Origin of the sequence: Sphingobium sp. WCS2017Hpa-17 (genome assembly GCF_031843765.1) — a bacterium.
Lineage (GTDB): Bacteria > Pseudomonadota > Alphaproteobacteria > Sphingomonadales > Sphingomonadaceae > Sphingobium.
In genome coordinates this window covers 1-14,305 of the sequence record NZ_JAVTIV010000015.1, presented here as the reverse complement: position 1 = coordinate 14,305, position 14,305 = coordinate 1, and the positions used below count along the sequence as shown (strand labels likewise).

Below are 14,305 nucleotides of genomic sequence, written 5' to 3'. Positions count from 1 at the left end.
AGGGACAGGCGATGAACGGCGCTCGCGCATTTGTCCAGTCCAAGCCTTGCCGCCGCGCACATCCGCCCTTAAAGCGGGCCGCCACACAGCCGCAGTTCCGGAACCCCCATGCTTTCTGTCTTTCGCAGCTTCATCCGCTCCAAGTTCGGCGCCATCTTCGCCATCCTCTTCCTGGGGGTGATCGCTGCGGCCTTCATCATGGGGGACATTACGAGCGGCAAGTTCGGCGGCTCCATCACCGGCGGCGGCACCGCGGCCAAGGCGGGCGGCTATAAGCTCAGCGAATCCGAATTGCAGGATCGCGTCCAGCGCGTGTTCGAAAATGCGCGCAAGTCCAACCCCGGCATCCAGATCGGCGATTTCTTCGCGCAAGGCGGCGCCACCCAGGTCTATGACCAGCTGGTCGCCTCGCTGACGCTGCGCGCCTTTGCCGACGATCAGGGCGTGCACATCTCCAAGCGACTGGTCGATGCGCAAATCGCGCAGATCTCCGCCTTTCAGGATGCGGCCGGCAATTTCAGCAACGAAAATTTCCGCGCCCTGCTGGCCCGCGAACGGCTGACCGAAAAGGCACTGCGCGACGATATCAGCCGCGAAATCCTCCAGCGCCAACTGCTGGCGCCTGTCGGCCTTGGCGTCAAGCTGACCGACAGCCTGGTCCTGCCCTATGCCTCGCTGCTGCTGGAAGCGCGTCAGGGTACGGTCGCGGCGATCCCGGCCGTCGCCTTCCTCGACGAAAAAACGCCGAGCGACGCCCAACTGGCCGATTTCTACAAGAAGAACGCCAGCCGCTACACCATCCCTGAACAGCGTCGCATCCGCTATGCCGTGATCGACGCCAAACGCTTCGCGCAGGCGGCCCAGCCGACCGACGCGGACATCAGCACTTATTATAATCAGAACAAGGCGACCTATGCCGCCAGGCAGAGCCGCAGCGTCGAACAGCTGGTGCTGCCGACGCAGGCGGGTGCCAAGGCGATCGCCGATCAGGTGAAGGCCGGCAAGAGCCTCGCCGATGCCGCCAAGGGCGCCGGCCTCGCCGCCTCGACCTTCGCCGACCAGAGCCGCGAGGCGCTGACCGCCTCGGCCGGCAAGTCGGTTGCAGATGCCGTCTTCGCCGGCAAGCAGGGCGACCTGATCGGCCCGGTCCGCGGTTCGCTCGGCTGGCTGCTGGTGCGCGTCACCGCCATCAAGGAAACCCCGGCCCGCCCGATCGCCGCCGTGCGCGACGAAATCGTCGCTGCGCTGCGCGTGCAGAAGGAAAAGCAACTGCTGACCGACTTCACCGGCAAGATCGAGGATGCGATCGCCGATGGCGGCACCTTCGACGAAGTGGTGAAGGATAATGGCCTGAAGCTGGAAACCAGCCCGCTGGTGCTGGCCACCGGCAAGCAGGTGAAGGATTCGGCCTTCACCGCCGGTCCCGATCTCCAGCCGCTGCTCGCCCCGGTCTTCTTGATGAGCGCCGATGACGATGCGCAGCTGATCCCGATCGCCGCCGACAAGCGCTATGCGCTGGCCGCGCCGGGCGAGATCGTCGCCGCTGCTCCGCCCCCGCTGGCCGAGGTCAAGCAGCTCGTCGTCGCTCAGTATAAGCTGAACGAAGGCAGCCAGAAGGCGAAGGCGCTGGCCGAGCAGATTCAGGCGAAGGTCGCCAAGGGCGCAAAGCTGGCCGACGCTATCGCGCAGGCTGGCGTGAAGCTGCCAGCGCCGCAGACGCTGGGCGGCCGCCGCGCCGACATCATGCGCGGCGAGCAGCGTCCCCCGGCGGAGGTGGCCATCCTCTTCTCGATGGCCGCCAACACCGTGAAGACCCTGCCCATCGGTCAGGATCGCGGCTATTTCGTCGTGCAGCTCAACAAGATCGAGCGCGGCGATGCCAAGGGCCAGCCGGACCTGCTCAATCAGGTCCGCACCCAGCTGTCCGAAGTAGTCGGTCAGGAATATGGCCAGCAGTTCGAACGCGCCGTCGAAAAGGAACTGAAGGTCACGCGCAACCCCAACGCCGTGGCGCAGGTGCGCAACGCGCTCGCCGCCAACAATAGCGGCGAGCAGTAAGATGGCGGCATTGGGGGGGGACAAGGACGGCATCGCGACAGCGCGCGCCGCGCTGGCAAGGGGCGAATCGGCCTTGGTGTGGAAACGGCAGATTGCCGACACCGACACGCCGATTTCCGCCGCGCTCAAATTGTTCGAGCCGGATCGGGGCGACTATCTGCTGGAATCGGTCGAGGGTGGCGCCGTGCGCGGCCGCCACAGCCTGATCGGCCTCGCCCCCGATCTCGTCTTCCGCGCCGATGGCCAGCAGGCGGAAATCAACCGCCACTGGGCCACCGACCGCGACGCCTTCATGCCGCAGGACAAGGGCGCGCTCGACGCCCTGCGCGACCTCGTCGCCGAATGTCGCGCCCATATGGACCCGGCCCTGCCCGCCGCGCTCGCATGCCTCGTCGGTTATTTCGGCTATGAGACTGTCGGGCTGGTGGAGAAATTGCCGCGCCCGGCCGACAATCCGATCGGCGTGCCCGACATGCTGTTCGTGCGGCCGACCGTGATCCTCGTCTTCGATCGGCTGGCCGACGCCCTCTATCTGGTCGCACCGGTGTGGAAGGGCAGCTTCACCGATCCTGACCGCGCTATTGAAGCCGCGCTGGAGCGGATCGACGCCACCGCCGCCCGCCTCGCCGCGCCCCTACCCGCCGTCCCCGCACCGGCCGATATCGCCGATGTCGAAGTGACGCCGGTGCTGGAACCGGGCCGCTATGCGCAGATGGTCGACAAGGCGAAGGACTATATCGTCGCCGGCGATATCTTTCAGGTGGTGATCGCCCAGCGGTTCACCAGCCCCTTCACTTTGCCGCCGATCGCTCTCTATCGCGCGCTGCGGCGGATCAACCCGTCGCCCTTCCTCTATTATCTCGACTTGCCCGGCTTCGCGCTGATCGGTTCGTCGCCGGAGATTCTCGTCCGCGCCCGCAATGGCGAAGTCACGATCCGCCCGATCGCCGGCACCCGCCCACGCGGCAAGAATGCGGTCGAGGACGCCGCCAATCGCGAAAGCCTGCTCGCCGATCCCAAGGAACGGGCCGAACATCTGATGCTGCTCGACCTTGGCCGCAACGATGTCGGCCGAGTAGCCTCCGCCGGATCGGTGACGGTGACGGAAAGCTACACCGTCGAATTTTACAGCCATGTCATGCACATCGTGTCGAACGTCGTCGGCCGCCTGAGCGATGACAAGGATGCGATCGACGCCCTGTTCGCCGGCTTCCCGGCCGGCACCGTGTCCGGCGCGCCCAAGGTCCGCGCCTGCGAGATCATCGCCGAACTGGAACCCGAAACGCGCGGCGCCTATGCCGGCGGCGTCGGCTATTTCGGGCCGGACGGCAATATGGACAGCTGCATCGTGCTGCGCACCGCCGTGCTCAAGGACGGCGTCATGCACGTCCAGGCCGGCGCCGGCATCGTCGCCGACTCGACCGCCGAATATGAACAGCGCGAATGTGAAGCCAAAAGCGGCGCATTGCTTGCGGCCGCGCGCGAGGCGGTAAGTCTGGCACGGGAAAGCAGCTTCGGGCAGTAACTGCCAATCATTAGCCCCTCCCTTGAAAGGGAGGGGTGCAATCTATGTTACCGACACGCCCGCCATCCCATCGCGCCGCGCTCCGCCTGATCCAGATGGAAATGATCGCGATGCGCCGCATTATAATCCGGTGACAACACCGTCGAAAACAGCCCGCACGCCCCGTCCCGCACCGCGCGCAGGAAATCCGCGTCCTTGCCCGTCCCTTTCCAGTCGTTCAGCACGCTGACCTGCCGCCCGTCCTTCAGCACGAACGCCGCAACGTCGATCGCGTCCGCCGTCGCATGTTCGCTGAAATCGCCCTGACTGCGCCCGTACATCCGCCGGCAACTATAGCTGCCGAAATGGCGGATCGACCGAACCTGCTGGCCGTAGATGCGCTGGGCGGCCGGCTGCACCACCTGCCATTCCCACAGCTTCAGCGCAGCGACCACCGGGCAGGACGGCGCCACCGCAGCCGGCACCAACCCAATCGCATCGCTATCAGCCCGCAGCCGCACCGCATCGGCATAGCGGCACTGGTCGGCCCCGCCCGCTTCCATCGTGACATACTCCACCCCCGCCCGGTCGAGCAGCGCGCGGCACCCGGCTGCATCGCCGGTCAGCGCCGCCAGCTTGCGCCCGGTAAACAGGCCAACCGGCTGGTCCAGATCCAGCGCCGGCCAGGGCAGATCCTGCGGCCGCTGCCGCATCGCGCCATAGGCCAGCAGGGCAAGACAAGCGAAGGCGGCCAGCCAGAGCAGGCGGCGCAGGATCAGATGCAATCGTCGCACATGCTAAGCACGCCGGACCCGTCGCATTGGTTCCGCCGTCACGGGATACCCCAGATGATCGGGGATGCATAAATGCACCTCTCCATCCCGCTCCTCCTGCCACGGCCGCACCTTCTCGACCGGATAGGCGCCCGCATCCGCCACCAGCGCCGCATAACCATCATGCAGCGCCAGCCGCTCCAGATTGCGCCGCGTCGGAAATACCAGTTGCGCCTCCCCCGTCGCCGCCCTGGCCAGCGTGTCGGCCGCGCTGCTCCAGAACAGCCGCACATTTTCGGTCGTATCGACGCTCGCCACCTGCCCTTCGGGCGCGCAGGCGATATAGAAGCGCGTGTCGAACACCCGCCGCGTCTGCTCGAACGGCGCGGGATGCCAGCGCGCGAAGGGCGTCAGCGCGTCGAGCGCAATTCCCAGCCCCAGCCGCTCCAGCATGGCCCCCAGCGTGCGCCCGTCATGCAGTCCGTCGCGCAGCCGCAGCACCACCGCCGCATCGACCGCACCCGTCAGACCGATGCCCAGCCCCGCTTCCTCGATCGTCTCGCGAATCGCGGCGATCCGCCCCGCCGCTTCATCCGGTTCCAGCCCGTGGTTCAGTCGGCCCGCAAGATCATGATCCGCGTCATCCACCGCGCCGCCGGGAAAGACCAGCGCACCGGCGGCAAAGGCCATGCTGGACGCACGCTCCACCATCAGCAATTCGGGCGCACCTTCATGCCGGTCGCGCACGATGACGACCGTGGCAGCGGGCCGGCCCTTGTCTTCGGCCGCATCATTTTTTTCTGTCATGGAAACCGCTCTACGCGCATCCGGCGCTGACGGTAAAGTCCTTCGGATCAACCCCGTGGAAAGGGTTGGTGGAGCCTAGCGGGATCGAACCGCTGACCTCGTCATTGCGAACGACGCGCTCTCCCAGCTGAGCTAAGGCCCCCGAAGGAGCGCTGCCTATAGGATAGCGTTTTGGCCCTTGCAACAGCATTTTGCACAAAAAATGCCCCCAAAGCCTGATCTGGATCAAGTCCGCGAAAATGCTGGCAATTCCGTCGCGGCAGGACGCCCGATCGGCAGGACATTACCCCTGCGTAACGCCGGGAACGATGCCCCTGTCCACTCATTGAACCCTCGTGGACGCCCCGCAGGCGTCACCCAAAGAAGGAGAAGGACGATGGGTTACCAAGGCGGACGCCGCTATGGTGGCGAAGACCGTTATTCGGGCAATTGGGATCGCGGAGGCGATCGCTATCGCGGCCAGCGGGACTATGGTCGCAGCGATCCGGGCTATCGCTACGGCACGCGCGGCCAATTCGGCGGTCCCGACTATCGCCGTCCCCCCAGCGACTATGATTATGAGGATCGTGGCTTCTTCGACCGCGCCGGCGACGAGATTCGCAGCTGGTTCGGCGATGAGGAAGCGGAGCGTCGCCGCGAATATGACGAATATTATAACCGCCCCTATGGCGACCCACGCGACCAGTCGAGCCGCCTGGGCTATGCCAGCGCCGCGCGCAGCGATTATCTCCCCAATCGCGGCTACACCCCTTATACCGGTGAGCGCAGCGGCTATGCCAGCGAAGATCACCGCGTGCGCGCTTTCGGCCCGCAACAGGATTATGGCGCCCATCATGACAGCAATTATCACAGCTGGCGCCAGCAGCGGATCGACGAACTCGACCGCGACTATGCGGAGTATCAGCGCGACAATCGCGACCGCTTCAACAGCGAATTCGGCACATGGCGCAGCCGTCGCGGCGAACAGCGTCAGGCGATCAGCCAGGTCAAGGAACATCATGAAGTAGTCGGCAGCGACGGCGAACATGTCGGCACCGTGGACAAGCTGCGCGGCGATCGTATCATTTTGACCAAGAGCGACAGCGATGCCGGCGGCGTCCACCACTCCATCCCGTCGAGCTGGATCAAATCGGTCGATGCAACCAAGGTGACGCTCGAAAAGACCGCAGAGCAGGCACAGGATGCCTGGCGCACCGAGCGCGAGCAGAACGCCCTGTTCGGCGACCGTGACCGGGATCGGGGCAGCTGGAGCGGCGAAGGCACGACCAGCATCAGTAGCAGCTACAGCAGCACGCGCTATCGCTGATCATCAAGACTGACAATGGAAAAGGCCCGGCGCATCCCCGCCGAGCCTTTTCCATGCCCGCTTGCGCCGGAGCGGCCTCCGGTGCCAAAGCATCGCTCCCTCCCGGAGCGAGCCCGCCGCCATGCCGACCATCATCCTGCTGATCATCTCCAACATCTTCATGACCATCGCCTGGTACTGGCATCTGAAGGGCGGCATGGACAAACCGATCCTGCTGGTCATCCTGATCAGCTGGGGCATCGCGCTGTTCGAATATTGCCTGGCCGTGCCCGCCAACCGCATCGGCTTCGCCAGCGGCTGGAGCGCGGGTCAGCTCAAGGTCGCGCAGGAAGCGATCGCCCTCATCATCTTCGGCGGTTTCATGGTAACGGTGCTGGGCGAACCGCTCCACTGGCGCCACATCGCCGCCTTCGCCTGCATCATGAGCGCAGTGGGATTTCTGTTCGTCGGCAAGTAAAATGGATAAATCGTCAAGTCATTCCTTGAAAAGGATTCAATTCTGGAAAATTTGAAAACAATAGGTCATGGTTCGATCATCAGCGATCGGAGAGTGACTCGCCATGGCAACCTTCACGTCTAGCCCCAATGTCGATGATAATTTTGTCGGCACCAGAGATGACGCGGACATATTTCTATTCCATGTCGGCCACCTCAATAGCCGGGATCGCGTCGTCGGTGGATTTGGCCCGGCTCAGGACCGGCTGACCTTCCAGGACAGCGGCACCATCTATGCGGACAGCCTGGCCGGCATTTCCGGGATCGAGATCATCACCCTGGCCAACGGCACCAACCGCCTCAGCCTGACCGAACAGATGGGCGAGACGGCCTATAATCGGACCCTGACGGTCATCGGCAATGATGGCGACGACACCATCAACGCCTATGCCTTGGACGAGGCGGATATTGTCGACTTCACCGCCGGCCTGGGCAATGATTCGCTTGTCGGCGGCGCGGGCCGTAACCTCTTCCGCATTGCTGCAAACGCCCTGGATGCCGGCGACAATGTGCTGGGGCACGGATGGGGAGACGAGTTGATTTTTTCCACACCGGGGCAGGTAAACGCGGCGGACCTGGCCAATGTAACCGGTGTCGAATTCTTTCGACTGGCCAACGGTGACAACAGCTTCACGGTCGCCGCGCATTTGGCGAATACCGTGGCATACGGGCGTATCCTGTCGATCGTCGGCAATGACGGCAACGACCTGATCGATGCCTCTGCTGTCAAGGCCGGGGATAAGCTATACATGTCTGGAGGCGGCGGCGACGACACGCTGATCGGCGGCAGCGGGGAAAACTCGTTCGGGTTCAGTCCCTCCGAACTGAACAGCGCCGATACGGTCAGGGGTCAGGGCACTCTCGATATTTTGGTTTTCACGGCCTCCGGCGCGATTTACGGACAAAATCTGGCCGGAGTCAGTGGCATCGACAAGGTGATACTGGCCGATGGTGGCAACCACATCAGCCTGACCGAACAGATGGCCAGCACGGCGTTCAACCGCACGATCGTCGTGGAAAGCGGTTATGGCGACTATTTCGTCAACGCTTGGGGCTTTTCCGCCGACAGCCATCTCGAAGTCATTGCCCGCTTTGGCAAGAACACACTGATCGGCGGCGCGGGTGACGACATCTTCCGCGTGAGGGATAACACTCTCGACCAATATAGCACTATTTCCGGCGGCGACGGTTATGACCGGCTGATCCTGTGGCAATATGGAGGCCTGTCCAGCCAGTGGTCGACCAATATTTCCGGCATCGAACAAATTGAAATACACCCCTGGACCAGACAGCTGAACCTGACCGAGAAGCTGGCCAGCACCGCGCTCAATCGCACCATCACCATCGTCGGCATCGAAAATAGCGAAGGTGACCATGTCATCAACGCCTGGGACTTCTCAGCCGCCAGCCATCTCGACGCCGCTGCCGGCCTCGGCAACGACACGCTGATCGGCGGCGCGGGCGACGATATCTTCCGCTTCGCTGGCAATACCCTCACCCAAAATGACACCCTCTCCGCGCGCGGCGGCCATGATCGGCTGATCCTCACCAGCGCAGGCAACGTCTACAGTCAGTCCTTCGCCGGCGTCTCCGGCATCGAGCAGATTGAACTGGCCAATGGTGCCAACCGGCTCAGCCTGACCGAGCAACTCGCCGTCACGGCGCTCAATCGCACCATCACCGTCATCGGCAATGGCGGCGACGACGTCATCAACGCCTGGGGCTTCTCCGCCGCCAGCCATCTCGACGCCGCTGCCGGCCTTGGCGATGATACGCTGATCGGCGGTGCGGGCGACGACATCTTCCGCTTCGCTGGCAACGCTTTCACCCAATATGACAGTGTCTCCGGGCGCGGCGGGTTCGACCGGCTGATCCTCACCAGCGCTGGCAGCCTATACGGCCAATCCTTTGCCAATGTCTCCGGCATCGAACAGGTCGAACTGGCCAATGGCGCGAACCGCCTCAACCTGACCGATCAACTCGCCGCCACGGCGCTCAATCGCACCATCACCGTCATCGGCAATGATGGCGACGACATCGTCAATGCATATGGCTTTTCCGCCACCAGCCATCTCGATGCCGCTGCCGGCCTGGGTAATGACACGCTGATCGGCGGTGCGGGCGACGACATCTTCCGCTTCGCTGCCAACGCCCTGACCCAATATGACAGCGTCTCCGGGCGCGGCGGGTTCGACCGGCTGATCTTCACCAGCGCCGGAACCGTCTATGGCCAGTCCTTCGCTGGCGTTTCCGGCATCGAACAGATCGAACTGGCCAATGGCGCCAACCGGCTAAGCCTGACCGACCAACTCGCCAGTAGCGCACAAAATCGCACCCTCACCGTCATCGGCAATGACGGCGACGACGTCATCAACGCCTGGGGCTTTTCTGCCACCAACCGGCTTGACGCATATGCCGGAGCGGGCAACGACACCCTGATCGGCGGCGCAGGCGACGATATCTTTCGCTTCGACACGGCCGACCTTACCGCCAATGACATCGTGTCGGGCGGCGGCGGCAAGGATACGCTGATCCTGAGCGGTACCGGCGCTCTGGCCGCAGATGCGTTCGCCCATGTCACCGGCATAGAAACGATCATATTCAGCGATCTGGGCATCACGATCGATATCAGCGACAGCCTTGTCAATTCCTTGTCGGGACGGGTGCTGACCATCAACGGCGGCGCCGGCAACGACGTCATCAACGCTTCCGCGGTGGCGCGGTTCAACCGCGTGGTTGCCACCGGTGGTGCCGGGGACGACGTCTTCATCGGCAGCGCCCGTTATGATTCCTTCGACGGGGGTGCAGGTGCGGACACTTTTATATTCCGCACCGATCAAATGCGTCTGGCCGATCCGACGGCTCCCGAAAACCGCGTCCTCGGCGGCAATGATTCTTCTATCGACAGGCTGATTTTGGCGCAGCCGGGCATTTATACGGCAGGACAATATTTCGGCGAGCCGGGCGATCTGAAGACGGTATCGGGATTTGAGGAAATTCACCTTGCCGACGGCACGAATGATGTCACCCTGCCTTATTATATCGGCAACTCGGTGGTGAACCAGCATATTGGCCTGTTTGGCGGGACCGGCAACGACCGGATCGATGCTAGTGGTGTCAGCTACGAGATCAAGTTCAGTTTCGACAGCGGCACGGGTGACGACACCCTGTTGGGTGGCCGCAACGCCAACGTCTTTTTGTTCGCCATCGACGAATTGACCGCCGGGGATGTCGTCACTGGCGGCAGTGGCAAGGACCGTATCACCTTCACGACGGCCGGATCGATCGCTCTGGAAGACTGGAAGAATGTAAGAGGGATAGAAGAAGTCGAACTGGCCGAAGGCAGCAACAATATCGTCCTTCAGGGAACGGGAAGTGTCTGGACTACGACCGCTCTTACCGTCATTTCCAAGAACGGCGATGATGTAATCGATGCGAGTGATTTCCTATACACCGCTCTTACTATTGAATCCGGCAGCGGCCAGGATCATTTCATCGGCGGCGAAAAGAACGATAATTTCCGCTTCTCCGCCGCTGATTTCGACAACGCCGATATTCTCCAGGGCAATGGCGGCGTGGACCGGCTGACCTTCACTACGGTCGTCGATCTATCAACCGCGCTGTGGAACCCTCTCTCGGACATTAACGAGATCGAACTGGCCTATGGCGCCAATCGACTGATCCTGACCAACGACATGATCAGTCGGGAAGTCAGCCAGAAGATGCGAGTGCTCACCAACCGGGGCGACGATTATATCGATGCCTCAGCCCTGACGGACGGCCGTGTCGTGAGCATTACGGCAGGCGCCGGAAACGACACGTTCCTCGGTGGGTCCGGCAACGACATATTTTATTTCCGTGTCTCGGGCCTGACCTCCATGGACAGGGTGGAAGGCAATGGCGGCACCGATCTCATGATTTTCGATACGCCAGGCGCTATTACCGAGGAAGCTTTGTCCCATGTTACGGGAATTGAGAGATTTCGGTTGGGCAGCGGCAACAACAGCATCGTCCTGACCGACCGCCTCCTGGCTTCTACGTTGGACGGCCATGTCACTATTTACGGCAGTTCCGCGGCGGAACTCGTCGATGCCTCCGCCCTCACCGGCACGCACGCCGTGACCATATACGCCGCCGGTGGCCGCGACACGCTGATCGGCAGTACCGGCGCTGACAGTTTCCTGTTCCGGCCCGAAGAAAGCACCGTCTATAGGGGACTCGACGTCGGCGACATCGTCATTGGGGGTGACGGCGCCGCCATAGACCGGATCGAAATGTCCTATGGCGGGACATATGGCGCCAATGTCTTTGCTGGCGTGTCCGGCATAGAATTGATCGAACTGGCCCCTGTCGTGATACCCGGCGATGATGGAGACCCTAGCTATGAACCGGATTTCAAGCTGGTACTGAACGACGCACTGGTATCCACCGCCCATGGCGGCATTCTGCACATCGTCGCCAAGGCCGACGGCAACGACCATATAGACGCCGGCAGCCTCAGCGCACCCTATGCCGTCAAAATCGAAAGCGGCGATGGCACGGATATACTGATCGGCGGTGCTGGCGCAGATAGCCTGACCGGCGGCCTGGGCGCCGACAGGCTAACCGGCGGCGGCGGCAACGACATCTTCGCCTGGGCCACCGCCAGCGAAGGTGGCGATACCATCACCGACTTCACGCAGGGGCAGGACAAATTGCAATTCGCGCTCGACGGGTTCGATATCAACGGCGCCGCGTTCGACCGGCTGGTGGCGCAGAGCGGATCGACCCCGGTGAATATCGACGATGCCGACCTGCTGCTGTTCGGCGGTACCGTCAGCGATACAGCGGACCTGCGCGCGCAATTGACGGCTCTGACCACCGGCGCCGACGCTGGTGAAGGCCTGTTCGTCGCCGCCCGGACCAGCGACGGCCATACCCATATCTTCTACACGGGTGATGCCAGCGGCACGATCGACAGCGGCATCACCGACATCGCGGATCTGGGCGCTACGATCGCCCCCTCGTCTCTCACGATCAACGACTTTATCCTGAGTTAGCGTGGGACAGCTAAGCCACGGGCCGCAGACTTTCCGGCAACAGATCGTCATTCGGCCCCTGGCAGGCGAAGCGCGGGCTGGCGCTGTAGGTGCTGAACTGCTCCAGCGGCAATGCCGTGCCGCAAAAGGCACATTCGGCGACCATCCGCCCGACGATCCATTGCTGGCGGGTGCAGGACGGACAATGGTTGGCGGCGCCGGCATGATAAAGCGGGCTGAAGCCCGGCGTGAAGGGCGGCTGCGCCGTGCGGGATGCGGTCTGCATGGGCCTTCTCCTTATATGACTGTAAAAAACAACGCATGAAGCGCAAAAGGTTTCACCCGCGAACCGAATGACCCGTTCGCGCAGCCGGTGGAACTTTCCTCGTCCCGAAACGCTGCCTCTTCGCAACAGCGGAGATCCCATATGAAGAATCTGGTAGGTACGGCCATCGGCGCAGCGATCGATCGCCGGGACGGCGACAGCGGCGTCAAGGGCGCGATCCTGGGCTATGTGGCATCCGGCACGATCAAGACCATCGCCAAAATCGGCACGCTCGCGGCTGTCGGCTATGGCGTCTTCAGCCTCGCGCGCAGCCGCGCCCGCAATTAAACCGACCGGTCGGGCAGGAGCAGGCTGCTGTCGCCATAGCTGTAGAAACGATAGCCCGTTTCGATCGCATGGCCATAGACAGCCTGCATCCGCTCGGTCCCCATCAGCGCCGATACCAGCATGAACAGAAATAGCCATGCTCGCGCAAAAGTCGAAGAAACGTAACACAAGTTTCTGATTTTTCCGGCGTGTTTTCTGATCGCCCCACCAAAGTCCCATCAGCACCGACGGTTCGGCGTGCAACTCCGGCAAAGGCCCGGCCATTTCGCTGACAGAGGGGGCGGCGCGTTTGCCCCACCAAACACCCATCGCGAGGTGTCGTCCGGTTTCACTGCCCCTTCCCCTCGCCCGCGTCATCTCGGCATCGTCCAGCCGCCCCTTCCTTCGCTGTGGTGCGTCGAACGGAGCGGCCGTGCGATCTTGCCCATCAGCCCGTTTTTCTGGTCCAGTCGGTGCCCATGTGCCCCGCCGCCGCGTTGGCCGCAGCGAGCAGGGTTTCATTTGCCAGATGGGCGTATCTGGCGGTCGTCTTGGTCTGAGCATGACCAAGGATCGAACCGACAACGTAAAGCGACTGGCCACTATTAACCAAATTACTCGCGGCCGAATGTCGTAAGTCGTGCATCCGAACGTCGGGCAGGCCAGCCGCCTTGCGCGCCTTATCCCATGCGTGAAACACCGAATGGTAAGGCTCCATCGTTGCCGGGTTCGGGATGACATAAGGACAGCCCTCAAAGCGAGGCACCTGCGCCAGCACTTGCATCGCCGCGTCGGAAAGCGGGACATGCCGCGTCTTTTGAGTTTTCGCGCGCTGCATGGGGATGCGCCACGTCTTACGGTCCAGATGAAATTCATCCCACTTCGCATCAAGCAGTTCACGCTTCCGGCATCCGGTCAGAAGCAGCAGCGCGACAATGTATTTCAACTGCGTGTTCGGACTGGCCTCGACCGCATCCTGGAGCCGCCGCGTTTCTTCGACGGTCAAGAATCGCTCCACCTCGTTATTGCAAGCTTTCTGCGGCACGCCCTCCAGCGGGTTGCGGTCTGAACCGGGTAGCCCCCATTTCTTCGCCATCCGGTACATATGGCCAAGGATCACCTGCCAACGATTGACCGTCGCCTGCGCGTACCCCCATGAAGCCCTAGAGGATTAGGCCATCGACCAGCGAAGCCTTCTGCTGTCCGGACGCTTCCCGCTGGTTCAGCTCGCTTTTTGAAGCTGACCACTCCCACCCCACCGGGTCGCCCCGGTTTCGCCCCCCAAAGGCCCGTAATCAAGGCAATCCCCTCGGCCTGAGCCGGGAGGCATTTTCCCTTTGATTTCCGTAAGTTCCCTTGTGGAGGGATGGTGCGCTTACGATACTCGAATAGTGCTTTGATTTAGCTGATTTTTAGCATTTCTTAAAAGTCAAGTTGACCGATACCCCCGCACTTACCCCCGGACTTTTTTAGCGGTTTTCGGCGAGTGTTCGAGTCACAAGTCAGCAGAATTCGGAATCATTTACGCACCGCTTCACAGAAATTTGGCCAAAGCAGAGACATTTTTGGCAGGCGATCAATGACCTCGCTCGGGGATGTCAGGAGAGCGGCTGGGAGTAGTTGCGGCGTACGCATCCGGTGAGGACCGCGGCTACTGACGGTTTGCTGGGGGATTTGGCATCTTACTTGCCGAGGAAGGCCTCGACGCCTTCTTGAGCGAGCACATCGCGGAATGCAGCATCGGCATCGCGG

10 protein-coding genes, 1 tRNA gene and 1 pseudogene are annotated in these 14,305 nt (G+C 62.4%); 6 read left to right on the top strand and 6 right to left on the bottom strand.

What is annotated here, in order from left to right; genetic code table 11:
• Positions 1-108: 108 nt before the first annotated feature.
• On the top strand, positions 109-2,058 hold the full coding sequence (locus tag RQH62_RS17780; protein ID WP_311270064.1) for a peptidyl-prolyl cis-trans isomerase: 1,950 nt from the start codon (positions 109-111) through the stop codon (positions 2,056-2,058).
• 1 nt (position 2,059) lies between these two features.
• Positions 2,060-3,583 carry an anthranilate synthase component I gene (trpE, locus tag RQH62_RS17775; RefSeq protein WP_311270063.1) on the top strand — a complete coding sequence of 508 codons (1,524 nt, stop codon included), beginning with the start codon at positions 2,060-2,062 and terminating at the stop codon, positions 3,581-3,583.
• A gap of 47 nt (positions 3,584-3,630) precedes the next feature.
• Here the strand turns inward: trpE and RQH62_RS17770 are convergent, their stop codons facing one another.
• The 3 genes from RQH62_RS17770 to RQH62_RS17760 all read right to left on the bottom strand — a co-directional run bounded on the left by RQH62_RS17770 (position 3,631) and on the right by RQH62_RS17760 (position 5,284).
• A complete protein-coding gene (locus RQH62_RS17770; RefSeq protein ID WP_311270062.1) occupies positions 3,631-4,356 on the bottom strand; it encodes an extensin family protein in 726 nt (241 codons plus the stop codon).
• A 3-nt stretch (positions 4,357-4,359) separates the two neighbouring features.
• Positions 4,360-5,142, bottom strand: a complete 783-nt coding sequence (locus RQH62_RS17765) for an NUDIX domain-containing protein (protein ID WP_311270061.1) — start codon at positions 5,140-5,142, stop codon at positions 4,360-4,362.
• A gap of 66 nt (positions 5,143-5,208) precedes the next feature.
• A tRNA-Ala gene (locus RQH62_RS17760) sits at positions 5,209-5,284 on the bottom strand.
• A gap of 234 nt (positions 5,285-5,518) precedes the next feature.
• Here RQH62_RS17760 and RQH62_RS17755 point away from each other — a divergent pair.
• The 3 genes from RQH62_RS17755 to RQH62_RS17745 all read left to right on the top strand — a co-directional run bounded on the left by RQH62_RS17755 (position 5,519) and on the right by RQH62_RS17745 (position 11,982).
• Complete coding sequence (locus RQH62_RS17755) at positions 5,519-6,448, top strand: DUF2171 domain-containing protein (RefSeq protein ID WP_311270060.1); 930 nt, start codon at positions 5,519-5,521, stop codon at positions 6,446-6,448.
• A gap of 121 nt (positions 6,449-6,569) precedes the next feature.
• Positions 6,570-6,905: a DMT family protein gene (locus RQH62_RS17750; protein WP_311270059.1), complete on the top strand. Its 336-nt coding sequence runs from the start codon at positions 6,570-6,572 to the stop codon at positions 6,903-6,905.
• Positions 6,906-7,008: 103 nt separating this feature from the next.
• Entirely contained in the window at positions 7,009-11,982 is a 4,974-nt protein-coding gene (locus tag RQH62_RS17745; protein WP_311270058.1) for a calcium-binding protein, read from the top strand.
• A gap of 10 nt (positions 11,983-11,992) precedes the next feature.
• Here the strand turns inward: RQH62_RS17745 and RQH62_RS17740 are convergent, their stop codons facing one another.
• Positions 11,993-12,247 carry a hypothetical protein gene (locus RQH62_RS17740; RefSeq protein WP_311270057.1) on the bottom strand — a complete coding sequence of 85 codons (255 nt, stop codon included), beginning with the start codon at positions 12,245-12,247 and terminating at the stop codon, positions 11,993-11,995.
• Positions 12,248-12,388: 141 nt separating this feature from the next.
• Here RQH62_RS17740 and RQH62_RS17735 point away from each other — a divergent pair, with 141 nt between their 5' ends.
• The gene (locus tag RQH62_RS17735) at positions 12,389-12,574 is read left to right on the top strand and encodes a hypothetical protein (RefSeq protein ID WP_311270056.1); all 186 of its coding nucleotides are present in this window, start codon (positions 12,389-12,391) and stop codon (positions 12,572-12,574) included.
• Here the strand turns inward: RQH62_RS17735 and RQH62_RS17730 are convergent.
• Positions 12,571-12,702 (bottom strand): annotated as a pseudogene (locus RQH62_RS17730) (S-adenosylmethionine:tRNA ribosyltransferase-isomerase); the annotation flags it as partial. The gene RQH62_RS17735 and the pseudogene RQH62_RS17730 overlap by 4 nt on opposite strands.
• Before the next feature lie 299 nt (positions 12,703-13,001).
• Positions 13,002-13,649, bottom strand: a complete 648-nt coding sequence (locus RQH62_RS17725) for a site-specific integrase (RefSeq protein WP_311270055.1) — start codon at positions 13,647-13,649, stop codon at positions 13,002-13,004.
• Between the last annotated feature and the right edge of the window lie 656 nt (positions 13,650-14,305).

Coding starts and splice junctions, on each gene's coding strand:
- RQH62_RS17740 (WP_311270057.1), bottom strand. CDS start 12,247: ATGCAGACCGCATCCCGCACGGCGCAGCCGCCCTTCACGCCGGGCTTC.
- RQH62_RS17725 (WP_311270055.1), bottom strand. CDS start 13,649: ATGGCGAAGAAATGGGGGCTACCCGGTTCAGACCGCAACCCGCTGGAG.
- RQH62_RS17765 (WP_311270061.1), bottom strand. CDS start 5,142: ATGACAGAAAAAAATGATGCGGCCGAAGACAAGGGCCGGCCCGCTGCC.
- RQH62_RS17755 (WP_311270060.1), top strand. CDS start 5,519: ATGGGTTACCAAGGCGGACGCCGCTATGGTGGCGAAGACCGTTATTCG.
- RQH62_RS17735 (WP_311270056.1), top strand. CDS start 12,389: ATGAAGAATCTGGTAGGTACGGCCATCGGCGCAGCGATCGATCGCCGG.
- RQH62_RS17780 (WP_311270064.1), top strand. CDS start 109: ATGCTTTCTGTCTTTCGCAGCTTCATCCGCTCCAAGTTCGGCGCCATC.
- RQH62_RS17750 (WP_311270059.1), top strand. CDS start 6,570: ATGCCGACCATCATCCTGCTGATCATCTCCAACATCTTCATGACCATC.
- RQH62_RS17745 (WP_311270058.1), top strand. CDS start 7,009: ATGGCAACCTTCACGTCTAGCCCCAATGTCGATGATAATTTTGTCGGC.
- trpE (WP_311270063.1), top strand. CDS start 2,060: ATGGCGGCATTGGGGGGGGACAAGGACGGCATCGCGACAGCGCGCGCC.